Annotated in this window: 27 protein-coding genes and 1 pseudogene; 8 read left to right on the top strand and 20 right to left on the bottom strand. The window is 57.3% G+C overall.

All coding sequences use genetic code 11. The annotated features are described in order from the left end of the window. The first annotated feature begins 213 nt into the window (after positions 1-213). The gene (speB, locus tag TAN611_RS08105) at positions 214-1146 is read left to right on the top strand and encodes an agmatinase (RefSeq protein WP_105230455.1); all 933 of its coding nucleotides are present in this window, start codon (positions 214-216) and stop codon (positions 1144-1146) included. Positions 1147-1202: 56 nt separating this feature from the next. Then, positions 1203-2591, top strand: a complete 1389-nt coding sequence (locus TAN611_RS08110) for a sodium:solute symporter (RefSeq protein WP_203067513.1) — start codon at positions 1203-1205, stop codon at positions 2589-2591. 48 nt (positions 2592-2639) lie between these two features. On the opposite strand, the gene rimO is transcribed toward TAN611_RS08110, so the two are convergent. The 3 genes and pseudogenes from rimO to TAN611_RS08125 form a co-directional block, all read right to left on the bottom strand. Further along, a complete protein-coding gene (gene rimO, locus TAN611_RS08115) occupies positions 2640-3968 on the bottom strand; it encodes a 30S ribosomal protein S12 methylthiotransferase RimO (RefSeq protein ID WP_203067514.1) in 1329 nt (442 codons plus the stop codon). Positions 3969-4256: 288 nt separating this feature from the next. Further along, positions 4257-4355, bottom strand: a pseudogene (locus TAN611_RS08120) (magnesium transporter); the annotation flags it as partial. A 79-nt stretch (positions 4356-4434) separates the two neighbouring features. Then, the gene (locus tag TAN611_RS08125) at positions 4435-4854 is read right to left on the bottom strand and encodes a GNAT family N-acetyltransferase (protein ID WP_203067515.1); all 420 of its coding nucleotides are present in this window, start codon (positions 4852-4854) and stop codon (positions 4435-4437) included. Positions 4855-4974: 120 nt separating this feature from the next. Here TAN611_RS08125 and TAN611_RS08130 point away from each other — a divergent pair, with 120 nt between their 5' ends. After that, positions 4975-6090, top strand: coding sequence for a PQQ-dependent sugar dehydrogenase (locus TAN611_RS08130; RefSeq protein WP_370576248.1), 1116 nt, complete (start codon positions 4975-4977; stop codon positions 6088-6090). Here the strand turns inward: TAN611_RS08130 and TAN611_RS08135 are convergent. The 4 genes from TAN611_RS08135 to TAN611_RS08150 form a co-directional block, all read right to left on the bottom strand. After that, positions 6082-6702 (bottom strand): glutathione S-transferase family protein, encoded by a 621-nt coding sequence (locus tag TAN611_RS08135; protein WP_203067516.1) that lies wholly within the window; start codon positions 6700-6702, stop codon positions 6082-6084. The genes TAN611_RS08130 and TAN611_RS08135 overlap by 9 nt on opposite strands. Before the next feature lie 79 nt (positions 6703-6781). Next, positions 6782-7438 (bottom strand): HAD family phosphatase, encoded by a 657-nt coding sequence (locus TAN611_RS08140; protein ID WP_105230461.1) that lies wholly within the window; start codon positions 7436-7438, stop codon positions 6782-6784. Positions 7439-7596: 158 nt separating this feature from the next. Beyond that, positions 7597-8742 (bottom strand): PLP-dependent aspartate aminotransferase family protein, encoded by a 1146-nt coding sequence (locus tag TAN611_RS08145; RefSeq protein WP_203067517.1) that lies wholly within the window; start codon positions 8740-8742, stop codon positions 7597-7599. Positions 8743-8756: 14 nt separating this feature from the next. Then, entirely contained in the window at positions 8757-10124 is a 1368-nt protein-coding gene (locus TAN611_RS08150; protein WP_203067518.1) for a cystathionine beta-synthase, read from the bottom strand. A 444-nt stretch (positions 10125-10568) separates the two neighbouring features. Here TAN611_RS08150 and TAN611_RS08155 point away from each other — a divergent pair, with 444 nt between their 5' ends. Further along, positions 10569-11774, top strand: coding sequence for a serine hydrolase (locus tag TAN611_RS08155; protein ID WP_203067519.1), 1206 nt, complete (start codon positions 10569-10571; stop codon positions 11772-11774). Between the two features lie 46 nt (positions 11775-11820). Here TAN611_RS08155 and TAN611_RS08160 read toward each other — a convergent pair whose 3' ends face one another. The 6 genes from TAN611_RS08160 to TAN611_RS08185 all read right to left on the bottom strand — a co-directional run bounded on the left by TAN611_RS08160 (position 11821) and on the right by TAN611_RS08185 (position 18642). Next, on the bottom strand, positions 11821-13188 hold the full coding sequence (locus tag TAN611_RS08160; RefSeq protein WP_203067520.1) for an L-serine ammonia-lyase: 1368 nt from the start codon (positions 13186-13188) through the stop codon (positions 11821-11823). Positions 13189-13277: 89 nt separating this feature from the next. Further along, entirely contained in the window at positions 13278-14576 is a 1299-nt protein-coding gene (locus TAN611_RS08165; RefSeq protein WP_203067521.1) for an HAAAP family serine/threonine permease, read from the bottom strand. Between the two features lie 930 nt (positions 14577-15506). After that, positions 15507-16271: a DNA-binding transcriptional repressor DeoR gene (gene deoR / locus TAN611_RS08170; protein ID WP_105230467.1), complete on the bottom strand. Its 765-nt coding sequence runs from the start codon at positions 16269-16271 to the stop codon at positions 15507-15509. Between the two features lie 147 nt (positions 16272-16418). Further along, positions 16419-17099, bottom strand: a complete 681-nt coding sequence (deoC, locus tag TAN611_RS08175) for a deoxyribose-phosphate aldolase (RefSeq protein ID WP_105230468.1) — start codon at positions 17097-17099, stop codon at positions 16419-16421. Positions 17100-17284: 185 nt separating this feature from the next. Next, positions 17285-17890: an undecaprenyl-diphosphate phosphatase gene (gene ybjG / locus TAN611_RS08180; protein WP_197951662.1), complete on the bottom strand. Its 606-nt coding sequence runs from the start codon at positions 17888-17890 to the stop codon at positions 17285-17287. A 5-nt stretch (positions 17891-17895) separates the two neighbouring features. Next, positions 17896-18642, bottom strand: coding sequence for a phosphatase PAP2 family protein (locus TAN611_RS08185; protein ID WP_111737427.1), 747 nt, complete (start codon positions 18640-18642; stop codon positions 17896-17898). A 231-nt stretch (positions 18643-18873) separates the two neighbouring features. Here TAN611_RS08185 and eco point away from each other — a divergent pair, with 231 nt between their 5' ends. Then, positions 18874-19383 carry a serine protease inhibitor ecotin gene (gene eco, locus TAN611_RS08190; protein WP_105230471.1) on the top strand — a complete coding sequence of 170 codons (510 nt, stop codon included), beginning with the start codon at positions 18874-18876 and terminating at the stop codon, positions 19381-19383. Positions 19384-19464: 81 nt separating this feature from the next. Here the strand turns inward: eco and idi are convergent, their stop codons facing one another. The 4 genes from idi to TAN611_RS08210 form a co-directional block, all read right to left on the bottom strand. Then, the gene (gene idi / locus TAN611_RS08195; RefSeq protein ID WP_105230472.1) at positions 19465-20010 is read right to left on the bottom strand and encodes an isopentenyl-diphosphate Delta-isomerase; all 546 of its coding nucleotides are present in this window, start codon (positions 20008-20010) and stop codon (positions 19465-19467) included. Between the two features lie 23 nt (positions 20011-20033). Further along, entirely contained in the window at positions 20034-20942 is a 909-nt protein-coding gene (locus tag TAN611_RS08200) for a UbiA family prenyltransferase (RefSeq protein WP_111737425.1), read from the bottom strand. Positions 20943-21159: 217 nt separating this feature from the next. Further along, positions 21160-22065, bottom strand: coding sequence for a UbiA family prenyltransferase (locus TAN611_RS08205; protein ID WP_111737424.1), 906 nt, complete (start codon positions 22063-22065; stop codon positions 21160-21162). 219 nt (positions 22066-22284) lie between these two features. Further along, positions 22285-22665 (bottom strand): DUF4354 family protein, encoded by a 381-nt coding sequence (locus TAN611_RS08210; RefSeq protein WP_105230475.1) that lies wholly within the window; start codon positions 22663-22665, stop codon positions 22285-22287. 313 nt (positions 22666-22978) lie between these two features. Here TAN611_RS08210 and TAN611_RS08215 point away from each other — a divergent pair, with 313 nt between their 5' ends. After that, entirely contained in the window at positions 22979-23419 is a 441-nt protein-coding gene (locus TAN611_RS08215; protein WP_187043374.1) for a hypothetical protein, read from the top strand. A gap of 344 nt (positions 23420-23763) precedes the next feature. Here TAN611_RS08215 and TAN611_RS08220 read toward each other — a convergent pair whose 3' ends face one another. Together TAN611_RS08220 and TAN611_RS23610 are read right to left on the bottom strand one after the other, a co-directional pair. Next, a complete protein-coding gene (locus TAN611_RS08220) occupies positions 23764-25452 on the bottom strand; it encodes an aspartate:alanine antiporter (protein ID WP_105233250.1) in 1689 nt (562 codons plus the stop codon). Positions 25453-25462: 10 nt separating this feature from the next. Next, entirely contained in the window at positions 25463-25591 is a 129-nt protein-coding gene (locus TAN611_RS23610) for a hypothetical protein (RefSeq protein WP_255414271.1), read from the bottom strand. 167 nt (positions 25592-25758) lie between these two features. Between TAN611_RS23610 and TAN611_RS08225 the strand changes: the two genes are divergently transcribed. Then, positions 25759-26148 (top strand): inner membrane protein YbjM, encoded by a 390-nt coding sequence (locus TAN611_RS08225; RefSeq protein ID WP_203067522.1) that lies wholly within the window; start codon positions 25759-25761, stop codon positions 26146-26148. 28 nt (positions 26149-26176) lie between these two features. Here the strand turns inward: TAN611_RS08225 and TAN611_RS08230 are convergent, their stop codons facing one another. Continuing rightward, on the bottom strand, positions 26177-26440 hold the full coding sequence (locus TAN611_RS08230; RefSeq protein WP_105230480.1) for a GrxA family glutaredoxin: 264 nt from the start codon (positions 26438-26440) through the stop codon (positions 26177-26179). A 230-nt stretch (positions 26441-26670) separates the two neighbouring features. Between TAN611_RS08230 and TAN611_RS08235 the strand changes: the two genes are divergently transcribed. Beyond that, positions 26671-26970 carry a YbjC family protein gene (locus TAN611_RS08235; RefSeq protein WP_111737419.1) on the top strand — a complete coding sequence of 100 codons (300 nt, stop codon included), beginning with the start codon at positions 26671-26673 and terminating at the stop codon, positions 26968-26970. The last annotated feature ends 19 nt before the right edge of the window (positions 26971-26989 follow it).

Raw genomic sequence — 26989 nt, forward strand, 5'->3', positions numbered from 1 at the left:
AACCATCAAATAACATCCTCATCAGTGCTGAAAACCCCGCCCCAAGCGTCTTCTTATGTCATATAACGGAAATGAAAAGCAATAAGACGTTATAAAGCATCGATTTTATCAATGCTTACATTGGTATCTGAGGATGGTAACTCGCAGATACGCCGGTTAGCGTGTGAATGTTACTTAAATGTTGCAATTACAGCGCTAATGTGAGGAGAAACTATGTTCAACCAACCCCAGGGCGGCAATGAGATGCCGCGCTTTGCCGGCACCCCGACCATGATGCGTCTGCCGGCCGCCGAGAGCGCGCAGGGACTGGATGCGGCGTTTGTCGGCGTGCCGCTGGATATCGGCACCTCGAACCGCAGCGGCACGCGTTACGGGCCGCGGCAGATTCGCCAGGAGTCGGTGATGATGCGCCCGTACAACATGGGCACCGGCGCGGCGCCGTTCGAGCGGCTGCAGGTGGCCGACCTGGGCGATGTGGCCACCAATCCGTATAACCTGGCGGACAGCGTGCGGCGCATCGAACAGGCCTACGACGCCATCATACAGCATGGCTGCATTCCGTTGACGCTGGGCGGCGACCATACGCTGACGCTGCCGATCTTGCGCGCGATGGCGCGCCGGCACGGGCCGGTGGGGCTGATTCATGTGGATGCGCATGCCGATACTAACGACAGCATGTTCGGCGAACAGCTGGCGCACGGCACGACGTTTCGCCGCGCCCATGAAGAGGGGCTGCTGGACGCGCGCCGGGTGGTGCAGATTGGCCTGCGCGGCAGCGGTTACGCGGCCGATGACTTCGACTGGTCGAGCCGTCAGGGGTTCCGCGTGGTGCAGGCGCAGCAGTGCTGGCACCGCTCGCTGGAGGGGCTGATGGCGGAAGTGCGTGAGCAAATGGGCGACGGTGCGGTGTATCTCAGCTTTGATATCGACGGCCTGGATCCGGCATTTGCGCCGGGCACCGGCACGCCGGAAGTGGGCGGGCTGTCGGTCTGGCAAGGGCTGGAAATTGTGCGCGGCTGTCGCGGGCTTTCGCTGGTGGGCGGCGATCTGGTCGAGGTTTCTCCGCCGTATGACAGTTCCGGCAATACCGCGCTGCTGGCGGCGAATTTGCTGTACGAGATGCTGTGCGTGCTGCCGGGGCAGTGAGCCGGCAGCCGTTACGGGCGGAAAACCCATATCTATCCTGATAAGACGAGGGGTCTATGAATCTCGATCTGTTGACCATCGCCATCTATTTTCTGGTTATCGGCGCGGTGGGCTGGCTAGGCATACGCAAAGCCGCCACCAAAGAGGATTATCTGGTTGCCGGGCGCAATCTGGGGCCGGGGCTGTATCTCGGCACGCTGTCTGCGGTGGTACTGGGCGGCGCGTCCACCATCGGCAGCGTCAAGCTGGGTTACAGCTACGGCATTTCCGGCGTTTGGCTGTGCGCATCGCTGGGGGCGGGCATCGTGGTGCTGAGCACCCTACTGGCCAAACCGTTGCTGCAGCTGAAGGTGTATACCGTTAGCCAGGTGTTCGCCCGGCGTTATCACCCGGCAGCGCGGGTGACCAGCGCGGTGATTATGCTGGCCTACGATCTGATGGTGGCGGTCACCTCGGCGATTGCCATCGGCAGTGTAATGCAGGTGATGTTCGGCCTGTCGCTGGTGACGGCGATTCTGCTGGGCGGCGGCGTGGTGGTACTGTATTCCACGCTGGGTGGCATGTGGTCGCTGACGCTGACCGATATTATTCAGTTTATCATTATGACCGTCGGCATGATGCTGGTGCTGCTGCCGATGAGCATCGGTAAAGCCGGCGGCTGGCAGGCGTTCAGCCAGCGCCTGCCGGACAGCTATTACCAGCTGTCGTCGATCGGCGGCGATACCATCATCCTGTTCTTTATGATCTATTTCTTCGGCATTTTAATCGGGCAGGATATCTGGCAGCGGGTCTTTACCGCCCGCAGTCCGACGGTGGCGCGCTACGCCGGCCTGGGGGCTGGCATTTACTGCGTGCTGTACGGCGTGTGCGGCGCATTGATCGGCATGGCGGGAAAAATCGTGCTGCCGTCGCTGGAGAATGCCGACGGCGCTTTTGCCGCCATTACGCAGGCGGTACTGCCAGCCGGGGTCAGCGGGCTGGTGGCCGCCGCCGCGTTGGCGGCGCTGATGTCCACCGCCAGCGCCTGCCTGCTGGCGTCCGCCACCATTACGCTGGAGGACGTCTTGCCGGTGATTCGGCGGCGTCCGGCGGCCGGCCTGCGCAGCGGGCGCTGGATCACCTTGCTGATGGGCGTACTGATGCTGGGGCTGGCGCTGTTGGTGCACGATGTGCTGGCGGCGCTGACGCTGGCCTATAACCTGTTGGTGGGCGGCATGCTGGTACCGTTGGTGGGGGCGATTTTCTGGCCGCGGGCCACCAGCGCCGGCGCGATAGCCAGCATGTTGGCGGGCAGCCTGACGGCGATTGGCTTTATGTGTTATCAGGGCATACAGGCGAACAGCCCGATTTACGGCGGCCTGATCGCCGGCGCGTTGGCGTTTGTGATCGGCAGTCTGGCGACGCGGTCGCAGACGGCGGCGGGGCAGGCGATTTTGTCCAAGTAAGCGACGGAGCGGGGCGGCGTTGGATGATGCCGCCCCGTATCGTTAAGGTCAGACGCGGCTGCCCCACAGATCATAGTCGTCGGCGTGGTCGATTTTCACCTTGACGATATCGCCCACGTTCACGTCGGTTTCGCCGTTCAGGTACACCACGCCGTCGATCTCCGGCGCATCGGCCATACTGCGGCCAATCGCACCTTCCGCGTCGACCTCATCGATCAGCACCAGCAGTTCGCGGCCCACTTTTTCCTGCAGGCGCTGCGCCGAGATCTGCTGCTGCAGCTGCATAAAGCGGTGGTAGCGCGCCTCTTTGACCTCTTCCGGCACCGGGTCCGCCAGTTCGTTGGCTGCGGCGCCTTCCACCGGGCTGTACTTGAAGCAGCCGACGCGGTCCAGCCTGGCCTGCTGCAGGAAGTCGAGCAGCAGCTGGAAATCCTCTTCGGTTTCCCCCGGGAAGCCGACGATAAAGGTGGAGCGCAGCGTCAGTTCCGGGCAGATCTCACGCCAGCGCTTGATGCGCTCCAGCGTGCGTTCGACCGCGCCCGGACGCTTCATCAGCCTGAGGATTTTCGGGCTGGCGTGCTGCAGGGGAATATCCAGATACGGCAAAATCTTGCCGGCGGCCATCAGCGGGATCACCTCGTCCACGTGCGGGTACGGGTAGACATAGTGCAGACGCACCCAAACGCCGAGGCCGGCCAGCTGTTCGCACAGGCTGACCATGCTGGTTTTGACCGGCTGGCCGTTCCAGAAGCCGGTGCGCTGTTTGACGTCCGCGCCGTAGGCCGAGGTGTCCTGGGAGATCACCAGCAGCTCTTTGACGCCGGACTCCACCAGGCGTTTGGCTTCATCCAGCACCGAGCCGATAGGACGACTGTCGAGATCGCCGCGCATCGACGGAATAATGCAGAAGGTGCAGCGGTGGTTGCAGCCTTCGGAGATTTTCAGGTAGGCGTAGTGTTTCGGCGTCAGTTTGACGCCCTGCGCCGGTATCAGGCTGGTGAACGGGTTATGCGGCGGCTTCGGCACATAGTGATGAACGTGCGACAAAACCTGCTCGTAGCTGTGCGGCCCGGTAATTTCCAGCACCTTGGGGTGCACTTCGCGGATTTGGTCTTCTTTGGCGCCGAGGCAGCCGGTGACGATCACCTTGCCGTTCTCATGCAGTGCTTCACCGATGGCTTCCAGCGATTCTTGCACCGCGCTGTCGATAAAGCCGCAGGTATTGACGATCACCAGCTCGGCGTCATCGTAACGCGGCACCACCTGATAGCCTTCGTTACGCAGTTCAGTGAGGATGCGTTCCGAATCCACCAGGTTTTTTGGGCAACCTAACGAAAGAAATCCAACTTTAGGCGGCTTGCTTGCTACATTGCTCATAGGTCAAAAATAAATCGTTATTATGGTTAGGTTGCGGGATTTTACACCAGGTTAAAAATAAAGCTCCAGTTCTATCTGCAGTGGGCTAAGTGGGCGTCAGGCTTAGAGAAAATTCCTAGCTGAGCGAATATCCATAGGGCCGTGACAGCCTAATAAACCGGCGAACGCCTGATGGCGGAGAATGGATTATCCCCCGCCGGTGAGGACCGTTCCGGAGACACCCGATGCTGCCCATCGCAACATGATGGGGCATCGTCCTGACGCCCTCATTTTTCAGGGGGCTTACAGCCAGCAGGCCAGCTTTTTCACCACCTCGTTTTGTTTTACCGTCAACAGCGCCAGATTGACGTGCGTGGCATTGGTCAGCATTTCACGCATATCGTCGATGGTGACGTCGCCTAAGCGCTTGCCCGCTCTATAGGCGACGCTGTTGACCACCCTGGTTTTGCTGTCCATTTGCCCGCCGTTAATCAATCAGCGTTTTAGTCAGAAAATAGCACTGGTGCTCCAGCGGATAGTTTTCCAATGTCATCTGCACCTGATAGCCCAGCTTCTGGTAAAACGGCCGCGCCTGAAAACTGAAGGTATCCACGCGGGCATAGCGGCAGCCGCGCGTCATCGCCTGCCGTTCGGCCGCCAGCATCACCTGGCGCCCCAGGCCGCTGCCGCGCTGAGATTCCGCCACCCACAGCCAGTCGATACTCAGCCAGTTGCCCCAGGTGACGGCGGTCAGGCCGGCCACCACCTGGCCGTCATCGTCTTTGGCGTAAACGCTGAGCGGCTTGCGCAGGCTGGTATCGATAAACGGCCGGTTGTACGCCATCAGCCCCTGGCGCACGGCGTCCAGCGTCTCGTCACTCATGGTTTCTGTTACGGTGATATTCATGCTTGCTCCTTGTGCTTTTCTTAACTTAAGCACAGATAAAGCCAAAGATAAACGACCGGCCGGCGGCAGCGCGGGGAGGCTGGGCTACACTGAAAAGGCGCTGATAAATAAGGAGGATGCATGTTTCGACTGACCCGAACGACATTACTCACCGGCCTGCTGCTGAGCGGCGGCGTACAGGCCGCACCTGAAGTGACCCAGTTGCAGGAGCGGCTGGAGTACCCGTGGTCGCTGGCGTTTTTGCCCGCCCAGCAGGGGATGCTGATTACCGAGCGGCCCGGCCGTTTACGCCTGTGGCAACAGGACAACGGGCTGTCGGCGCCGATTGGCGGCGTACCGCAGGTCTATGCGCAGGGACAGGGCGGCCTGCTGGATGTAGTGCTGGCGCCGGACTTTGCCAGCAGCCGGCGGGTGTATCTCAGCTTTGCCGAAGCCGGGGACGACGGTAAAGCCGGCACTGCGGTGGGCTACGGCCGGCTGAGCGACGATAAGCGCCGGCTTGAGGGTTTCCGCGTCATCTTCCGCCAGCAGCCGAAGCTGTCGGTGGGTAACCATTTCGGCGGCAAGATGGTATTTGACCGTCAAGGGATGCTGTTTGTCGCGCTGGGGGAAAACAACCAGCGGCCGACGGCGCAGGATCTCGACAAGCTGCAGGGCAAGGTGGTGCGGCTGACCGCCGAGGGCAAGCCTGCACCGGGCAACCCGTTTGCCGGCCAGCAGGGTAAAAAGGCGGAGATTTGGGCGTACGGCATCCGCAACCCGCAGGGGCTGGCGATCAATCCGTGGAACGGCGCGCTGTGGGAACATGAACACGGCCCGCGCGGCGGCGATGAGATCAATATTCTGCAGCCGGGGAAAAATTACGGCTGGCCGATCGCCACCTATGGCATCAACTATTCCGGGCAGCCGATTCCGGAGGCCAAGGGGCAATATGCAGCGGGAACGCAGGCGCCGGCGCACTACTGGCAGGTGTCGCCGGGCATCAGCGGCATGGCGTTTTATGATAACCCGCGCTTTGGCGGTTGGCAGCATTCGCTGTTTATCGGCGCGCTGGCGCAGAAGGCGCTGATCCGACTGACGCTGGTGGACAATAAAATCGTGGCGGAAGAGCGGCTGCTGGAGGATCGCGGCGAGCGGATCCGTGAGGTGCGCAGCGGGCCGGACGGTTATCTGTATCTGTTAACCGATGAAAGCAACGGCAAACTGCTGCGCGTAGGGGAAGGCCCGTCAGGTTAACGGCGTCATAACGCCGCTGCGGTAGGCCGGGCGGGCGCAGAGCTGTTGGTACCAGCGATCCATATTGGGGCGCTCTTGCCGTTCGATCGGCATTTCGAACCAGGCGTAAATAAAGCTGCCGAGCGGTATATCGCCGATGCCGAACGCCTCGCCGGAGAGATAGGGCTGCTGCCCCAGTTCCTGTTCGACGATATCAAAGCACTTTTCCAGCGCGCCGATCGCCGCCTCAATCTTCAGCATATCGCGCTGTTCCGGCAGGGTGCGCACCAATCCCCAAAATACCGTGCGGAACGGTTCGGTCACGCTGGCGGTGTTCCAGTCCATCCATTTCTCCGCCGCCGCGCGCTGTTGCAAATCCTGCGGGTAAAACGGCGCGTCGCCGTATTTCGCCGCCAGATAGCGCACGATGGTGTTGGACTCCCACAGCACAAAATCATCGTCCTGCAGCAGCGGCACCAGGCCGTTTGGGTTGAGCGCGCGGTACTGCTGTTCATTGACTTTGCCATAGGCGCCGCCGGCGTTGATATGCTGGTAGCTTAGCCCCAGCTCGGCGGCGCACCAGCGCACTTTGCGCACGTTGTTGGAGTTCTCTCGGCCCCAGATCGTCAGCATGCTATGCCTCCAGATAGACGGTGTGATTGCGTGCTTTATTCCTACGCCACAATCTGGCATTTGTCACCCGGAGTTTACGTCAGCGCGTCCAGCGGCAGATTTCCCAGCCGTTTTGCTGCGCCAGCGTCTGCAACTCGGCGTCGGGGTTAATCACCGCCGCATGGTCGGCATACTCCAGCATCGGCCGGTCGTTCAGCGAGTCGCTGTAGGCGTACAGCTGCCCGAAATGCCGCTGCGGATGCTGCGCCAGCCACGCCTCCAGGCGGATTACTTTACCCTGCTGATAGGTCATGGTGCCGTAGGTGCGGCCGGTAAAGCGGCCGTCGTCCACCTCAACGCCGATCGCCAGCGCGCCGTCGGCGCCCAGCTGTTCGGCGATGGGGGCCACCAAATGCTCGCCGGTGGCAGAGATTACCAGGATGTGGTCGCCGCGGCTGCGGTGCCACTGCAGACGCTCATGCGCCGCGGGGTAGACGCGCGGCAGAATATCACGGCGGATGTAGCGCGCCACCCAGCCGGCGACGGTCTGGACGCTGCGCCCGGCCAGCGGCGACAGCGTGGCCTGCATATACTGCTCCATCGACAGTTTGCCCTGATAATAGTGCTGCATCAGTTGCTGTTCCTGCGTGGCCAGCTCTTCCGGCGCAAACCCCTGGGAAACCAGCCAGCGGATCCACAGGCTGGCGCTGTCTTCATTAATCAGGGTTTCATCCAGGTCGAACAGGGCTAAGTCCATCGGTTTTTCTCCGGTCGGGTGGCAGTGCGCTTAAGGATAGCGGATTCGCCGCTGACGATAAAATTGCGCCGAGCTTAAGGAATATTGATGACGCTGATATGACGGCCGGCGTCCCCGGCCGGGCGGCCGGGGAGCGTGGGGAGGGTAAAGTAAAAAGTTTATTCCGCCAGCGCCTGCTGCAGATCGGCAATCAGATCTTCGGCGTCTTCAATGCCGACCGACAGGCGCAGCAGCTGCGGCGTGATACCGGTCTTCAGCCGCTGTTCCAGCGGAATGGAGGCGTGCGTCATGCTGGCGGGCTGGCCGATCAGGCTTTCCACGCCGCCCAGGCTTTCCGCCAGCGTAAACAGGGTCAGCCGCTGGATGACCCGTCGCGCGTAGTCATCATCGCCGCGTAGCCGCAGTGAAATCATGCCGCCAAACTGGCGCATCTGCCGGCCGGCCAGCGCGTGCTGCGGATGGCTGGTTAAGCCCGGATAGTAGACGTTTTCCACCTGTGGCTGCTGTTCCAGCCATTGGGCGATGTGCAGCGCGCTGGCGCTGTGGCGATCCATCCGCAGCGCCAGGGTGCGGATGCCGCGCAGGGTGAGGAAGCTGCTGAACGGGTCGAGGATACCGCCCACCGCGTTTTGCAAAAAACCGAGCTGCTCCGCCAGCTGCGGGTTATCGCCGACCACCGCCAGGCCGGCCACCACATCGGAGTGGCCGTTCAGGTACTTGGTGGCGGAGTGCACCACCACGTCGAACCCCAGCTCCAGCGGGCGCTGCAGATACGGCGAGGCGAAGGTGTTGTCCGCCACGCTGATCAGACGGTGCCGCTTGGCGATCGCGGCGATGGCCGCCAGATCGGCCAGCTTCAGCAGCGGGTTGGTCGGGGTCTCCACCCAGATCATTTTGGTGTCGGCTTCGATCGCCTGCTCCAGCGCCGTCGTGTCACCCGGAGCGACATAGGTGACGCGCAGTCCGGCCGTGCGGCTGCGCACTTTTTCCAGCAGGCGGTAGGTGCCGCCGTACAGGTCGTCGACTGCCACCAGATGGCTGCCTTGATCCAGCAGTTCCAGCACCGTGGAGCAGGTGGCCAGCCCGGAGGCGAAGGCGTAGCCGCGGCTGCCGTTTTCCAGCTCGGCAATCGCATTTTCCAGCGCGCTGCGGGTCGGGTTGCCGCTGCGCGAATATTCATAGCCGGTATGTTCGCCCGGCGCCGGCTGAGCATAGGTGGAGGTGGCATAAATGGCCGGCATCACCGCGCCGGTGGCGTCCGGCGTATAGCCGGCATGTACGGTCTGGGTGGCAAACTTGGTCATAGCAGAGTCCTTGATTAACGGAGTTTTTGGCGCCAGGCGTTCAGAACGTCGGTGCGGGTGATAAGGCCGAGGAAGCGCTCGCCGTCGAGAATGACCGCCACGTGGCCGTGGTTGAAGGTTGCCAGCAGCGCCTGCGGGTCGGCGTCTTTTTGCAGCGTCTGCACCTGACGGGTCATGGCCTGTCTGGCCGGCAGACGAAAGTTGCCGGCGTCGGCCTGCAGGGTATGCAGCAGATCCCACTCATCGATCAGGCCGACCAGCCGATCGTTGTCCAACACCGGCAGTTGAGAGATGTCGTACAGACGCATGCGGGCGTGCACCACCGCCAGCGTATCGTCCGGCGCGGCGGTTACCGCGGCGTGTTCATCGTGGCGGTAAGCGATCAGATCGCGCAGATCGCCAAACTGGGAAGTGGCCAGCAGCCCCTGCTCCTGCATCCAGCGGTCGTTGAACATTTTGGACAGGTATTTATTGCCGCTGTCGCAGACGAACGTCGCCACGCGCTGCGGCTCGGTCTGCGCCCGGCAGTAGCGCAGCGCGGCGGCCAGCAAGGTGCCGGTGGATGAGCCGGCCAGTATGCCTTCGCTCTGCAGCAGCTGGCGTGCGGTGGTGAAGGCTTCCCGATCGTCGATGCGGTAGGCGGCCGCCACCTGGCGAAAGTCGCTGAGCGGCGGTACAAAGTCTTCGCCGATACCTTCTACCAGCCAACTGCCTGCCTCCGTCACATTTCCGCTGTCGAGATAGTCCGCCAGAATGGAGCCGGCGGGATCCGCCAGCACAAAACGGGTGGTGGGGGAAACCTCGGAAAAGTAGCGGCTCAGCCCGCTCAGGGTGCCGCCGGAACCGACGCCGACCACGATGGCATCAACGTCGTGATCCATCTGCCGCCACAGTTCCGGCGCGGTGGTGGCGGTGTGCGCCGCCGGGTTGGCCGGGTTGTTAAACTGGTCGATATATAAGGCGCCCGGCGTTTCGTCCGCCAGGCGCTGGGCGTAATCCTGGTAATAGGCCGGGTGCCCTTTGCCGACATCTGAACGGGTCAGCACCACGTTGGCCCCCAGCGCACGCAGGTGGAAAATTTTCTCGCGGCTCATTTTATCCGGCACCACCAGCGTCAGGCGGTAGCCCTTCAGCGCGGCGACCAGCGCCAGCCCCAATCCGGTATTGCCGGCGGTGGCTTCAATAATGGTGCCGCCGGGCTGCAGTTTCCCGTCGCGTTCGGCCTGTTCGATCATCGACAGCGCGACGCGATCTTTGATAGATCCACCGGGGTTTTGGTTCTCCAGTTTGATAAACAACCGGCAGGGGCCGGTATCAAAGTGCGTCAACTCCAGCATCGGCGTATTACCGATCGTCGCGAGCGCCGATTGTGCGATGGCCATGTTTTCCCTCCAGAATAATGTGCGTTACTCGCCGTTATTTGGATGATAGCTCTGCCTGTTTGTCCGGTTAAAAGAACAAATAACTGCTATATATGCCATTATAGAATATATTAATTCGATTTTTGGCCGTTTAGGCATAAAGATGTTTGGATGCTTGGCCGTGTAGCCGTCAGCGGGGTGAAAAAACAGCGTCCGGATAGCTTTTTCGACAATTTGCGCGCGAAAGCGTACAGTTATGTAAAAATGCTGAAATTTCATGCTAATCCCTGCAAAAATAAGACGAATCTAATAAACTCTTAGCACAGCCTTGGCCGGGCGATAACCCGTAGCAAGGGAACACGCGGCAGGGCGCGGGTGCCCGGGACCTCTCGCTGATTTGGCTGATGTAACGAGTTTGAACGGTAACGCGATTTCAATAAATTGAATGGACACTCTGGCGACGACATGATGAAAACACATTTAGCTTCTCCGATGAAAAAGCTGACCTTCGGCGTCGGCTTCCTGTTATTGGCAACGCCGGCCGTGCAGGCCGCCGCGCCGCCGGCGGCTCCGCAGGTTGACGCCAAGGCGTTTATTCTGATGGATTACAACAGCGGCGCCATTCTGGCGGAAGGCAACCCGGATACCCGGCTCGACCCGGCCAGCCTGACCAAAATCATGTCCAGCTATGTTATCGGCCAGGCGATTAAGGCCGGCAAAATCAAGCCGACCGACTCGGTCACCGTCGGTAAAGACGCCTGGGCGACCGGCAACCCGACGCTGCGCGGCTCTTCCCTGATGTTTATCAAACCGGGCGATCAGGTGCCGGTGATGGAACTGAACAAAGGTATCGTGATCCAGTCGGGCAACGATGCCAGCATTGCGCTGGCGGATTACGTGGCCGGCAGCCAGGATGCGTTTGTCGGGCTGATGAACAACTACGTCAAACACCTCGGGCTGAAAAATACCCACTTCCTGACGGTGCACGGACTGGATGCGGAAGGGCAATACAGCACCGCCCGCGATATGGCGCTGTTGAGCCAGGCGCTGATCCGCGATGTGCCGGATGAGTATGCGCTGCATAAAGAAAAAGAGTTCACCTTCAATAAAATCCGCCAGGTGAACCGCAACCGCCTGTTGTGGAGCTCTAATCTGAAAGTGGACGGGATTAAAACCGGTTATACCAGCGGTGCCGGCCATAATCTGGTGGCCTCGGCGGCCGAAGGGCCGATGCGGTTGATTTCTGTGGTGCTGGGCGCGCCGAGTGACCGCGTGCGTTTCGGCGAGAGCGAGAAGCTGCTGACCTGGGGCTTCCGTTTCTTTGAAACCGTAACGCCAATCAAGGCGGATAAACCGTTTATCACCCAGCGCGTCTGGTACGGCAAGCAGAGCGAAGTGCCGCTGGGCGTGGCGAAAGACGCGGCGATCACCATTCCTAAAGGGCAGATGAAAAACCTGAAGGCCAGCTATAATCTGAATTCCGCCACGCTGGAAGCGCCGCTGGCGAAGAATCAGGTTGTGGGCACCATTGATTTCCAACTGGACGGTAAGACCGTCGATCAGCGTCCGCTGGTGGTGATGGAGGAAGTGAAAGAGGGCAACTTCTTCAGCCGCATCTGGGATATGGTAATGATGAAAGTGACCCAGTGGTTCGGCAGCATTTTCGGCTGACCGCTAACGGGGAAATAAAAAAGGGCGCATGATGCGCCCTTTGCGATCAATTACAGGCCACCACCTTGATCGCCAGCCCGCCCTGTGAGGTTTCGCGGTACTTGGCGTTCATGTCCTTGCCGGTTTCATACATGGTTTCAATCACCTTATCCAGGCACACCCGCGGCTCGCTGGTGCGGCGCAGCGCCATCCGTGCGGCATTGACCGCCTTCACGGCGGAAATGGCGTTGCGTTCGATACAGGGCACCTGCACCTGACCGGCCAACGGATCGCAGGTCAGCCCCAGATGATGTTCCATGGCGATCTCCGCCGCAATACATACCTGCGCCGGGCTGCCGCCCATCAGCTCCGCCAGCCCGGCGGCGGCCATCGAGCAGGCGACGCCGACCTCGCCCTGGCAGCCGACTTCCGCGCCGGAAATCGAAGCGTTCATTTTGTAGAGCGCGCCGATCGCGCCGGCAACGAGGAAGAAGCGGCTATAGGAATTGGTATTAACCGGCCGGATAAATTTATCGTAATAGGCCAGCACCGCCGGGATAATCCCGCAGGCGCCGTTGGTGGGGGCAGTCACCACCCGCCCGCCGGCGGCGTTCTCTTCGTTGACCGCAAAGGCGAACATATTGAGCCAGTCCACCACGTTCATCGGGTCGGTGTTGTTCTTATCGCCGGTCACCAGTATGCGGCGCAGGGCGGCGGCGCGGCGTGGTATTTTCATCGGGCCGGGCAGCAAACCTTCAGTATTCATCCCGCGTTCGATACCGGTGCGCATCACCTGCCAGACGGCGGCAAAGTGGGTCTCAATCTCTTCCCTGTCGCGCAGCGCCAGCTCGTTTTGCATTACCAGTCCAGACAGCGACAGGCCGGTGTCTTTACAGTGCTGCTGCAGATCCTGCGCGGAGCGGAACGGATAGGGCAGCGGCAGCGCCTCGGCAGAGGCCTGGCCGAAATGCGCTTCATCGACAATAAAACCGCCGCCGATGGAATAGTAGGTTTTGTCATGCAGCAGCCGCTCGCCGTCGAAAGCGCGGATGCGCATGCCGTTTTCATGCAGCGGCAGGTTATCGCGGTGGAAGTTCATGCTGGTCGCCAGCGGGAAATCCACCTCGTGGCAGCCGTTCGCCAGCGCCAGGCGGCCGGTTTGTTCCACCTGGCGGATAAAACCGGGGATGGCGTCGATATCGACGTCATGCGGTAAATTGCCCGCCAGCCCCATGATAATCGCCAGATCGGTGTGGTGCCCCTTACCGGTCAGGGACAGCGAGCCGTAAACGTCCACCACCAGACGGGTGGCGTCCATCAGCTGCTGATGAGCGATAAGATCGTCGATAAACTGCTTGCCGGCTTTCATCGGGCCGACGGTGTGGGAACTGGATGGACCGATACCGATTTTGAAAATATCGAAAACGCTGACCATAGTCTCGCCTCCTTCTTCAGGTGTCAGGCGGTAAATACAGAATAAGGGGATGGTGCAAGCCGGCGCATGGCGCGCCGGCGGGAGTGTATTTAGCTAAACAGAGAGTACAGGATGGCCGACATGGCGATCAGGCCCATCAGCACCACGAAGGCGTTGCTGATATGGCCGGCGTATTTACGCATCGCCGGTACTTTACGGATGGCGTACATCGGCATCAGGAACAGCAGCATCGCGATAATCGGGCCGCCCAGGGTTTCGATCATGCCCAGAATGCTTGGGTTCAGCGTGGCGACAATCCAGGTAGTGACCAGCATAAAGATGGCGGTGATGCGGTTCAGTTTGCCGCTGCTGATGGTTTTGCCACGAGTTTTCAGCGACTTGCTGACGATGCCGTTGAAACCTTCACGTGCGCCGAGGTAGTGGCCCAGGAACGATTTGGTGATGGCGACAAAGGCGATAACCGGCGCGATGTATTCAATCATCGGGTTGTTAAAGTGGTTGGCCAGGTACGACAGAATAGAGATGTTCTGCGCCTTGGCTTCCGCCAGGTCGGCCGGCGACAGGCTGAGTACGCAGCTGAACACGAAGAACATCACGGTCAGCACCATCATGATGTGTGCGTAGGCCAGAATGCGTGAGCATTTTTTCTCGGCGTCCGCGCCGTACTCTTCGCGTTTCGCCACGGCAAAGGCGGAAATAATCGGCGAGTGGTTAAAGGAGAACACCATCACCGGGATCGCCAGCCACAGCGTCATCATCAGGCCGTGGCCCATCCCGGTGCCGGCGCCTGACAGGGAGACGTTTTCGAAGATAGCGCCGGTCCAGTTAGGGATCAGATACAGCGCCAGCAGCATTAGCACGGCAACAAACGGGAACACCAGAATACTCATGGTTTTGACGATGGCCTGCTCACCAAAACGCACGATAGTCATCAGGCCGACGATCAGAATCAGTGACAAAATGGCGCGCGGCGGAGAGGCCATGCCCAACTGATGGGTAATGAAACTGTCGACGGTGTTGGTGATGGCGACGCTGTAAACCAGCAGGATAGGGTAGATGGCGAAGAAGTAGAGCAGGGTAATCAGCTTACCGGCGCTGATGCCGAAGTGTTCTTCCACCACCTCGGTGATATCTTCGCCCGGATTTTTGCCGGACAGGACAAAACGGCACAGGCCGCGGTGGGCGAAGAACGTCATCGGAAACGCGATGATGGCCATGATAATCAGCGGGATTAAGCCGCCGATCCCGGCGTTGATGGGCAGGAACAGCACGCCTGCGCCGATGGCGGTGCCGTACAGGCCCAACATCCACATGGTATCGCTTTTACGCCAGGTACTGCTGGAACCCGATGCTGCCGAGACAATCGTGCCGGTCTGTGTAGTGTCCATAAATATCTCCGAAGTGAACACGTTAATTTAAAAGCAAAGTCAAAAATTTACGTTAAAGCCGAAAGCCGTAAATCAGTCAACGGCTGCCGGTTAAATCAGGCGTTTCTTGCGGGGATAAAGGAACCTCCCCCTGGTTGTTTATTGTGCTAATTATCGTGGCGATGAACTAACACTAAAAATCATGCCGCCCAGGTTAGGCGGAAAATAGAGTATTAACTCGGAAGATTCTTGTCTCCCGTTTTTGATGGCAGAAAGATAGCGATTTCCAGCATAAACAACCGTGATCACGCTCTCAAATGCGATATATATGCGGTAAATACCCATTTTGTTAAAATTTTATTTATTAAATGTTCGCCTTCGTGAAGCATTATGCTTTATTGTGTTTTTTTATTACTGCATGCTTTATCCGGCTCTTTACCGTCATGACCGGATAAAACGCTGCCTGTGCACAGAAGATGAGCAATATATTTTAAGCAGTGGTCGGGATCTAGCTAAAAACGAGGATTAAGCGGGTTTAGTGATGGCGATCACATCATGCTATTAGATGGTGTTTTATTAACTAATTGATTATTAACGTATAAATTGGATTTTTTTGTGTTGGTGCAAACGGGAGGAATGGTTTATTCCCGGCAGGGAATGCTTAAACATTCATCATATAAATTTGTGCTGTTGGCGCCACGGTTGGTAATAAATCACTTTTTTGGTGTTATACCGACCAATTATCAACGATCGAAATCAGGCGAAAAATTCACCGCCCGCTTATGCCGTCGTACACTATTTTGTCATTATTCCGCGCAGAGAAAATAATAACTGCCGTTACCGGTTGCAATTTATTAACGTATTGGCCAATCAGGATGGGATTATTGGTAATTTAATTGCGGATAATTTGTACTAGAGGGCCGCTGAGCCGTGCTCAGCGGCCTGAACGGCTCAGTAGCGAAGGGGGATGGCGTGCTGATTGAAGAAATCGCTGAATTCGGCGTCGGGGCGCTGGTCGGTGATCACTTGGTCAAACAGGGTCAGCGGGCCGATGCAGGCCGGCTTCACCTTGCCGAATTTGCTGTGATCGGCCACCAGCACCTTACGTTGCGCCGTCGCCAGCGCCCGGTGCTTCATATCCAGCTCGTCAAAGTTAAAGCAGCTGGCACCCTGCTGCAGGCTGAGGCCGGCGGCAGAAATAAAGGCGATATTGGGGCAGATGCTGTCCATTTCGTTGCGCTGGCCGATACTGCTGAATATGTAGTTATTCGGCTTGAATTCGCCGCCGCACAGGATCACTTTACACTGCGGTTTATCCTGCAGGGCCAGGAAGGTGTTCAGCGAGTGGCAGACGCCGGTGAAGGGCAGGTCGTCGGCAATGGCGTCGATAATTGCCGGCGTGGTGGTGCCGCAATCAAAGAACACCGTATCATTTTCAGCGATCAGCGGGGCGGCCAGCAGGCCGATGCGCCGTTTCTCACTCACCTGCTTGGCTTTTTGGTCAGAAACAAAGTAATGGGTCACGCCGTTGTTGCGCGGATCGGTCACCACGTAGCCGCCCAGCAACACCACCGCCGCAGGTTCGGCGCTGAGATCGCGACGGATGGTCATTTCCGATACCCCCAGCAGCGCTGCGGCTTCTTTTAAGTGGATCTTGTCAGAACGCTTTAACACCTGGACTAATCGATTGATGCGTTCTTCGCGCCGCGTTTCCATTCGTTGCTCCCGTCGGTTTAGAGATAAAGAGATATCCGTGGCGGCCCAGGGCCAGATACAACAATGCGGAGCAGTGCGTACTACGCATTACCCCGCATCAGTCAACAAATGCGCCCGGTTACTGCAAGTGCGCCGGGGGCGTTGCTATCAATAGCTGCCGGCGGCGGCCTGCTCGCCGGATACGATGGCTACGCCGGAACTGGTGCCGATACGCGTGGCGCCGGCTTCGATCATCGTTTTGGCGGTCGCGCGGTCGCGTACTGCGCCGGAGGCTTTCACGCCCATTTCGCTGCCCACGGTAGCGCGCATCAGTTTAACGTGCTCTTCACGAGCGCCGCCGGTGCTGAAGCCGGTTGAGGTTTTGACAAAGGCGACGTCAAGTTCACGACACATTTCACACACTTGCACGATTTGCGCGTCGCTGAGCAGGCAGGTTTCCAATATTACCTTCAATGGGATAGCTGCGCAAACCTCACGCACGGCGGCGATATCGGCTTTGACATCCTCCAGCATGCCGCTTTTCAGCCAGCCGACGTTGATGACCATATCGATTTCCTGCGCGCCGGCGGCAATCGCCGCTTTCGCTTCAAAGGCTTTGGTGACGGTCAGGCCCGCGCCCAGCGGGAAACCGATCACCGAGCAGACTTTCACCGTGCTTTCCTGCAGTAACTGTGCAACCAGCGGGACGTAACCGGAGTTCACGCATACCGCGTAGAAATTGTGCTGCTGCGCTTCTTCACACAGTTTGCTGATTTGCTGCTCGGTGGCGTCCATCGCCAGCAGGGTATGGTCGATGTAGCTGGCGTAATCAATGTTTTCGCTAGTCATTGCGCTTCCTCTGAATGGTTAGTGCTGAATGTTAGAATAATAACACCCGCTGCCCGTAATTATAGCCATGATTCGAGTTTTTACCACATTTTTAGCGGGATTTTGTTATTTAAATAACATTGCGGTGCTGAAGGGAAGAAACCGGCAGGGGGATATAACGGCGGGGCCAACGGCCCCGCGCGGGATTACTCTTTGATCCACCCTTTACGGATAGGGAAGGCGAACAGGAAACGGTACAGGCGTTCCAGCCGGACGGCGATCGCGCTGCCGAACAGGTTCCACACCAGCTGCGCCACCAGGCAGCCCACCATGCCAAGCAGGAAACCACCTACCATATCCAGCGGCCAGTGTACGCCAAGGAAAACCCGCGACCAGGCGATGGCGACGGCGATAACCATCAGCACAATGCCGGACCACAGCCGGTGCCAGCATAAAAATGCCATGGCAAAGGTGAATATGGCGGTACCGTGATCGCTGGGGAAGGAGCTGTCCGGCGCATGATGCAGGAAAGTGTAGCCGATGCCGGCGACGAAGGGACGTTCGTGCGGCAGCAGCATACCGATGGCGGCGGAGGTAAGAATGGCGAACGCCAGTGCAATGGTGGTTTTAGCCACCACTTCGCGCTGTGAAACCAGCGCGTCTTTCGGCCCCCAGAACCACAGGCCGACGATCAACAGCGGAACGATGGCGATCACATCGCGCGCCAGGAAGATCGCGACATCGAGCGACCATTTGGGTGAGGCCGGGGTCGCGTTAATCCAGGCGAAAAGAAGATAGTTCAACTGCTCCATGATATTTACCTCGTCTTGCGGCGAACAATGCCGCTAACCCACCAATAAACAGCCAATTGGCTGAACCAAACCCACCAACCTGCCCACAGGTTATGGGAAAAAAAGTGTGCGCCGCGCATCACCTGACCAAAGCCCATCAGCAGCCCCAGGGCGATGCCGGCGCCCCAGCAGGCATAAGCCACTTTCGGCCGCCGGGGATAAAACAGAAAAAACAGCGCCATCACTGCAAAGCCGCTGGAAGCGTGCCCGCCGGGAAAGCAGCGGCCGGGACCGGGATTGGCCGGCAAGGCACCAAACAGCGGATATGACATCGCCTGCCCGCCGTATTGCACCAGATCCCACGGACAAGAGTGCGCGCTGGTGGACTTCAGGATGCCGACCACCAGTGGCCCGACGCCGACCAGCGCCATGCACAGGATCAGCCGGGCATGGCGCCGGTAAATACCCCACAGCAGCGCCAGCACCGAGGCGGCGATCACGCCGATCTTCAGGAGGCGGTGGTTGATCGCGTCCAGCCAGGCGTTATGCTGCCAGGGGAAATGCCCGCTGGCGCTGTCGAACCAGCTATTGCTGATGGCCCAATCCAGGCTTTCATCACGCGACAGCCATAAAAATAGCAACCCACTGACAATTAAGCTAAAAACTTGCCAACGGTAAAAGGATGGCGCCAAGGAGTAAATAGAGCCATTCTTAAAGTGTTGGGCCGTTGAGGGTTGATTTAATAAAGATTGGGATGGTTTTTCGGGCGCCATGCGTCAGCCTGTCGTTAGTCATCGGTCAGATTACGGTAAATCCCCCGGCTTAAGAAAACCTTAGTGTGGCAATATATTGACTATGCGAATGGTTTTTATTCTGCCATTTCTCATCGTTTCAGTGGTTATTCCTTTTGATTTATCAATGTAAAGAAGATTAAACCATTGGAAAGTGTTGCTATAGTGTATTAGTTTATGTCTGGTTTTCAGTATGAATCATAGGGAAAGAACATGAAAAAGATCTCCTTGTTAGTAGCCGGCATGATGATGGCTGCTTCTGCCGGTGCGGCGACTAACGCGACTGAAAAGGCCGACATCAGCCAGCAGCCGCTGGAAAAGATTGCCCCTTACCCGCAGGCGGAAAAAGGCATGACGCGTCAGGTGATTTACCTGCCGAAACAGGAGCATGAAGAAAACTATAAGGTTGAGTTGCTGATCGGTAAAACGCTGCAGGTTGACTGCAACCATCATGGGCTGGGCGGCAAGCTGGAAAGCAAAACCCTGTCCGGCTGGGGCTACGACTATCTGGTGCTGGATAAACTCTCCGGCCCGATGAGCACCATGATGGCCTGCCCGGACAACACCAAGCGCGAAGCCTTCGTGACGGCAAATCTGGGCGATGCCGCCATGCAGCGTTACAACAGCCGTCTGCCGATCGTGGTCTATGTGCCGCAGGACGCGGAAGTGAAGTATCGTGTTTGGAAGGCTGAGGATGCGGTCAGCGACGCGGTGAAGAAGTAACTGCCTTGCCGGCGCGTATTTATCGCTCCAGCTAAATGTGAGGCGGGCCTTGTTCCCGTCTCCGTTTCCTACCGATGCATATCAGGCTAACGCGCCGATTCTTTTCAGCAGTTCCGGCTGCTGCAGCTGTAGCGCCATCCACGGGGAAAACACCTGAGGAACGGCGTTAATGGCGCCTATCACCTGTTCGATACCGACCCAGGCATACTCCATCACTTCAAGCGGATTAGGCTGCGGCTGCGCATCGCTGCGCGCGACGTAGATTGGGCAAAATTCATTTTCCATCACGCCGGAGGCATCGGTGACGCAGTACTGGAAGTGGGAAACCACCAGTTCCGGCAGGCTGATGGTCAGGCCCAGCTCGAAGGCGGCGCGGCGCGCTATTGCATCGCTTTGGCTTTCACCGGGCTGCGGATGGCCGCAAAACGAGTTGCTCCAGACGCCGGGCCAGGCGGTTTTGTTAAGCGCCCGCCGGGTAATCAGCAGTTCCCCTTTGCGGTTAAGCACATAGCAGGAAAAGGCCAGATGCAGAGGCGTCTGATTGGTATGCACCACGGCTTTATCCATTGTCCCACTCTGATGGAAATGCTCATCCAGCAAAATAACCTGCTCATGATGTTCAGGCATGGTGTTCTCCATGGTGTGCTCGGTTAACGGCTGATATAAACGGCAATAATGGAAATACACACCAGGGTGTACCAGTATTCCCACAGTCGGTAGGTGAAATGGTCATAGCGGCTGTCGGCATCTCTTTTGCAAAGACGCGCTGAGATGAACAATAAAATAAGCGCGGATCCTATCTCAAACAGGGACAGGGCGCTAGCGTTGCCGCTCTGTTCACCGGGCATAAACAGCGTGTAGTGGGCAATAACGATGGAAAGCAGATAGGCGACGGCAATGATTATTTTTCCCTTGCGCATGCCGTACACCAGCGGAAAGGTTTTTCTGCCGATGCGCGCGTCGCCTTTAATGTCCCTGAAATCCTGCGTGGTGATCATATAGCTGGTCATCAGCAACAGCGGCAGCAGCCAGTCGGCAATCTCCCTGAACGGCACGCCGGCGTTGTGAGCGGCGACCGGCAGCTGCGTCAGTATGCCCAGCGAAACAAAGACGTTCTTCAACAGCCAGTTATTGCTCCACGGCGTATAGCTGTATACCAGTGAGCACAGTATCCAGAACAGCACCCAGCCAATCACGCCGAGGTAAAGACCATAGGCGAAAAACAGCAGGGCGAGAACGGCGGCGCGGATTTTGGCCGACTTCAGCGTAATGACCTGAGCCGCCAGCGGACGGTCCGGCTTATTGATTTTGTCTTCTTCAATACCAAATATCTGGCTGTTGATATCGGCGATATAGATATGAAAATAAGCATAAATAAAGGTAGCCAGAATACTGGATATTATTGCCTGCGTTCCCATCCCCCGGGCGAGGCAGAGCGACAGCGTAAATAACGTTGGCGCGATAATGCCGATCCAGACGTTGTTCCTGACAAAACGCCAGGATAACCACAGCTCAAACACCGCGTCCCGGCGTTTTTGGATGCTGACATTTTCAATCATGCTGCATCTTTGGCAAAGCGGCAGACGTGCGGTGCATAGCGGGAGTCCCTCATGGCGGAAATGCGGATGATAAAACATTTAGTTTAGAAATATTTATGTGTCAAGCTATCCCGGGATGGGATAATGAATCTGATTATTATTTGAACTGAAATGAAAATGATACCGGGGAACCTGTGCGCTGGGTGGAAGGGGGCGTCTTGAGCAGTGCGATTGCTGGCTACCGGCTGATATAAAAGGCAAACATGGAAATACACACCAGCGTGTACCAATATTCCCACAGGCGGTAGGTAAAATGGTCATAGCGGCAGTCGGCGTTTTGTTTGCACAACCGCGCTGCGACACATAATAAAATTAACGCGGATCCGCTCTCGAAGAGCAACAGCGCGCCGCTGCTGCCGTTTTCACCTGGGATAAACAGCGTATAGTGGGCGATAACGATAGAGAGTAGGTAAGCCAGCGACAGGGCGATCTTGGCCGTACGCATGCCGTAAACCAAGGGAAAAGTCTTCCTGCCGATGCGTGCATCACCTTTTACATCGCGGAGATCCTGCGTAGTGATCATATAGCTGGTCATCACCAGCAGCGACAGTAGCCAGTGAGCAACTTCTATGAACGGTACGCTGGCGTTGTGGGCGGCGACCGGCAGCAGCGTCAGTATGCCCAGCGCGACAAAGAGATTTTTCAGCAGCCAGTTATTGCTCCACGGTGTATAGCTGTACAGCAGGACGAACAGTACCCAGAGCAGGGTCCAGCCAATGACGCCGAGGCAGATGCCGTAGGCAAAAAACAACAGTGTGAAAATGACAGCCCTGATTTTCGCCGACGCCAGCGTAATGATTTTTGCCGCCAGCGGGCGATCCGGCTTATTGATTTTATCTTCTTCAATGCCAAATATCTGGCTGTTGATATCAAAGACGTAGAGATGAAGATAGGCATAAACAAATGATGCCAGGGTGCTGATGGCGATTTCCATACCGGGCAGACCTTTGGCTGCACAGAGCGCCAAAGTAAACAGTGTCGGCGCCACGGCGCCCGCCCAGATATTGTTTTTGACAAAGCGCCAGGACAGCCATAGTTCAAACATCACCCCGCGACGTTTTTGGATGCTGATATCTTCAGCCATATTGCATCCCCGGCGAAGCGATAGACGCATGGTCCATAGCGCGACTCTCATCTTGTTAACATAAAATTTATCACAGTTTTAGGTGAGTAATATTTATGTGTCAAGCTATCCCGGGACGGGATAATGAATCTGCTTATTATTTGGCTTGTAGCGGTAAGAAGACCGAAAAAACTACGGGAAGGAAAGGGAAAAGCAGCCATGCAAGGCTGCTTGAGCGGATTATTGACAATCGTCGGTAATTTTTACCAGGGCTGCGTTGTAGACCGCGGCGTTGTCAGCGGCAAATACGGCGATGCCCTTCACCAGCTTGCCGTCCTTCAAGGTGCCGGTGGTTAATGCCTCATCAACCGTATCGAGCTTGAAGGCCTTGTTATCCGGCGAGTAGGCCTTCAGGCAAAGTGTTGATAAATCGATATCGTCCCCGGACAATTTTGCCAGGGCGACGTCAAAGGTTTTGGTGTAGGCGTCTTTGCCGCCAATGGATATGGAGCCGGTCGACTTCTCTGTCGCATATACCGCAATATTCCCAGGGGTAGCCGCGTTTGCCGCGAAACAGAAGCCGGCCAGGGCGAGAGATGCAACCATCGTAGAAATTTTCATAGCTAGTCCTTTATGTTGATTTATGTCTCAGTCACACACTACGTATGCAGGATACGTTTCTTAATGATATCCGGTCTGGGTTAAACCGTGGGTAAAAGGGGAATGTTTGTACATTACACACTGGCATAACCCTCTGCGGGGTAGGGCTGGTAGTAAGCCCGTTGCATGGAGAGCGGAGCATCCTATGGTATGATCCTGCGGCGTAATGATTATGCCGATGGAATGGCGGCTATCGCACTGTTGGAACTATCCGGCACGGGCCGATCGCGCATTGGCGCGCATCTTAATAAAACATAAAAAAATGGTATGTGGCATGAGCAAAACACATAAATATCAAATCAGCCTATACGGCATGCTGCTTGGCGCGCTGGCCTTGCTTATTAGCCTGTTTCATTTCAATTATCCGTTAGCGACCAAGCCGCCGCTGGAAGTCAGCGTGGCGGAGAAAGTTTCATCTATCAAAAACGGCATTTTAGCCGGCCTGAAAGGTCAGGAACCGCCGGTGACAGAGAAACGAACTATCGATATAGATAACATACTGAATAGCGCGACCATCGGTCTGGCGATCGTTGCGTTGGTGCTTGCTTTTATCGGAGGGATTCGCAAAGAGAACGGCTGGGGAGTTGGCGGAGCGCTGTTTTTTGGCGGGGGGACGCTGGCCTTCCATGCGATATTGTTCGGCGCCGGGCTGATCTTCAGTATCATCATACTGGTCGCAGTATTATGTTTTCTGTTCGCTTTTTTCCCTGGTTAGCCGGTCGTAACTTTTACGGTCGCCTGCTGCACGGGCGGGGGATCGAAAGCACTATCGCACGTGCTGACGCCAGCCTGTTGCATCGCTCCACCTCTGAGCTGGAGCGATATTTTTCCCGACCTTCCAGTGAGTTTCCCAGGCAAAATGCTTTCCCGGTAGTTTTCAGGCAACAAAAAACCCGATAATCTTGAACCTAAAAAGGCGGGATTATCGGGCTCCACAAAATGGGGACATCAAAGAAAAGCAGTGGCACTAATTAAGACTACCACCCGATCGAAAAGTTCTGCCGAATGATAAAAATTTCAAAAATATTTCGCCGCTAAATTTCCTCTGCGCTCGCGCCGTCAGCCCAGTATCCCCGGCCATAGCACCACAATCAGCGAACCTGCCAGCGTTAACAATACGTTAGCAATGGCATAGGTGCCGGCGTAGCCGAGAGCGGGGATGTTGCTGCGGGCGGTGTCGCTGATGATGTCCATCGCCGGGGCGCAGGTGCGTGCGCCCATAATTGCGCCAAACAGCAGGGCGCGGTTCATGCGCAACACGTAGGCGCCGAACAGGAAGCAGAGCACCACCGGCACCAGGCTGACGAGCAGGCCGGCGACCAGCATTTGCCAGCCCACGGCGCCCAGGCTGTGGCCGATACCGGCGCCGGCGCTCAGGCCTACGCCGGCCATAAACACCATCAGGCCGAACTCTTTCACCATATTCAGCGCCCCCTGCGGGATATAGCCGAAGGTCGGGTGGTTGGCACGCAGGAAGCCGAGCATGATGCCCGACATCAGCAGCCCGGCAGCGTTGCCGATGCCGAACGAGAAATTGCTGAACTGGATGGTGATCTGACCAATCAGCAGGCCGATAATAAAGAAGGCGCAGAAGGCCAGCAGATCGGTCACCTGGCTGTGGATGGAGATAAAGCCGATCTTCTCCGCCACGCTTTTCACCCGGCGCGCGTCGCCGCTGACCTGCAGCACGTCGCCTTTATTCAGCACGATGCTGTCATCAATCGGCATTTCAATCTGGCTGCGAATCACCCGGTTCAGGAAGCAGCCGTGGTCGGTCAGTTTCAGCTGGCTTAAGCGCTTGCCGACCGCATTGCTGTTTTTTACCACGATCTCTTCGGTGACGATACGCATGTCGAGCAGATCGCGGTCGAACACTTCTTTGCCGTTACGGAAGCTGGGATCCAGGCGCGCATGCGCGTCCGGGTAGCCCACCAGCGATATTTCGTCGCCGACCTGCAGCACGGCGTCACCATCCGGGTTGGCGAGAATACCGTTGCGGCGGATGCGTTCGATATAGCAGCCGGTCTGGCGGTAAATGCCCAGTTCGCGCAGATTTTTGCCGTCTGCCCAGGCCACCAGCTCCGGACCGACGCGGTAGGCGCGGATGACCGGCAGATAGACTTTACGCTGGCTGTCGGTATCCAGACCGCGCTCGCGGGCGATTTGCTGCGCCGAGGTCGGTAAATCCTGGTGCTGCAGCTTGGGCAGATAGCGCGCGCCGAAAATCAGACTGACCAGACCAATAAGATAGGTTAACGCATAGCCCAGGCTAAGATGATCCTGTGCGGACAGCAGCGCCGGTCCGTTGGTAATGGTATTGCGCAGCGTATCGCCGGCGCCGACCAGCACCGGTGTCGAAGTCATGGAGCCGGCCAGCATACCGGCGGTCAGGCCGATGTCCCAGTGGAACAGCTTGCCGAGGCCGACGGCCATCACCATCGCCGTACCGACCATCACCAGCGCCAGCATCAGGTAATTTTTGCCGTCGCGGAAAAAAATCGAGAAAAAATTCGGCCCGGCTTCGACGCCGACGCAGAAGATAAACAGCATAAAGCCCAGGCTGAGCGCTTCGGTGTTAATGGCGAAGTTGTGCTGGCCAAGCAGCAGGGAGACGACCAAAACGCCAATGGAACTGCCGAGTTGCACAGAGCCAAGGCGAAGTTTTCCGAGGCAGAGCCCCAGGGCGAGTACCACAAACAGCAACAGGATGTAGTTGCCGTTTAACAAACTAGCGACGTTTATGTTCACAGGATGTAACTTATTGTTTACCAGTAAGTGCTTGATATGGCTGGCTATAAAAGATAAATTCAGCCATATAAATAGTTGGATAAAAACGATACCCATCGCCAACCCGCGAAAGGTGCATCGCTTCCTCGATCAGCGGCATTATTCTAGTCTCTCTGACGCAGGACAGCCAGCATTAAGCTGAAAATGAACGCTGCCTTTTGCATTTAACTCTCTTTTTACCAAGGAAAATTTGTCGGCTCAGGCCGCCGTGGTTCGCGTGCGTCGTCGTGATATGGCGCCCGTTGTTGCATTTCTGGGAGGAGCAGGATGGTTAGCTATCGGTATTGGGGCGGGTTCAGCAGCTGTTTTCTGTTGTTCTGCCTGATCTTTCTTGGTCAGAATAATTCACTGGAGCAGCCGCATCATGGCGAAACCGGCCTGTTGCTGTTTACCATTCCCGGCTTTATCGCCAGTTACCTTGCCAGTAAAAAACGCCTGATCTGTCCGCTGCTCGGCGCGTTGTGCGCGCTGCCGCTGTGCCTGGTGGTGCGCCACTTCTGGCTGATGTCGACCCAGTCGTTCTGGCAGGAGTTGGCCTACGCCACCAGCTCGGTATTCTGGTGCCTGTGCGGTGCGCTGCTGTTTCTCTTTTTCCGCAGCCTGCGCCAGATGTTACAGCTTCGGCAAAGAATCCCCGGCAATAAAAAAGGCGCCTGAGGCGCCTTAATATAGAATGTGAACCGGCTTACTGGAACAGGTTCAGGTTTTCTTTCGCGTATGCTTCAAACTCGGTGCAGCCGCCAATGTGCTGTTGATCCAGGAAGATCTGCGGCACGGTTTCTACCGGCTTACCGACGGTTTTTTCCAGATCGGCCTTGGTGATGCCTTCCGCGTGGATATCAACATAACGGAAGTTGAAATCGTCACGTTCTTCAGTCAGTTTTTCCGCCAACTCTTTCGCACGGACACAATAAGGACAGCCAGGACGCCCGAAGATTACTGCAAACATGAGATACTCCTCGTTGTTATTCAAGAATTTACCGCTATTGCAACGACATCCCGTCGGTCAGAAAAAGACCTCAGTCAACGCATTACTCAGGTGCAATGGCGCCTACTATGCCTGTTGGCGTTGCTAAAAAAAAGCAGGATTTGCCTGTTAATCTGATTTACGCCGCCTATCGGATGGCCTCGTCGGCAGGAATTCACTACACTGTGCGCAATATGTCTGGAGATGAAAACATGCGTTCATTTGGTGAGTTACCCCGCCCGATATTGGTGCTGGAAGGGCTGGGGATCGTGCTGCTGATTCTGGCTTATCTGAGCATTCATGACTATGTTCAGTTGCCGGGGGCGCTGTCATCGCAGGCTGCTGCGGTGGCGATGATTTTCCTCGGCGTGGCGCTGATGCTGCCGGCGGCGGCCCTGCTGGTCTGGCGCGTGGCGCATGGGTTCGGCCCGCTGATGCGCGGCGGACTGCCGCCGGAAAACGATCGGCGCAAGCCGCCGCAACAGCAACAGAAACGCGATCCGCGCGATTAAGCGTCGGTGGCGATTTGGG

Source organism: Serratia sp. Tan611 (assembly GCF_905188235.1).
Taxonomy (GTDB): domain Bacteria; phylum Pseudomonadota; class Gammaproteobacteria; order Enterobacterales; family Enterobacteriaceae; genus Serratia_B; species Serratia_B rhizosphaerae.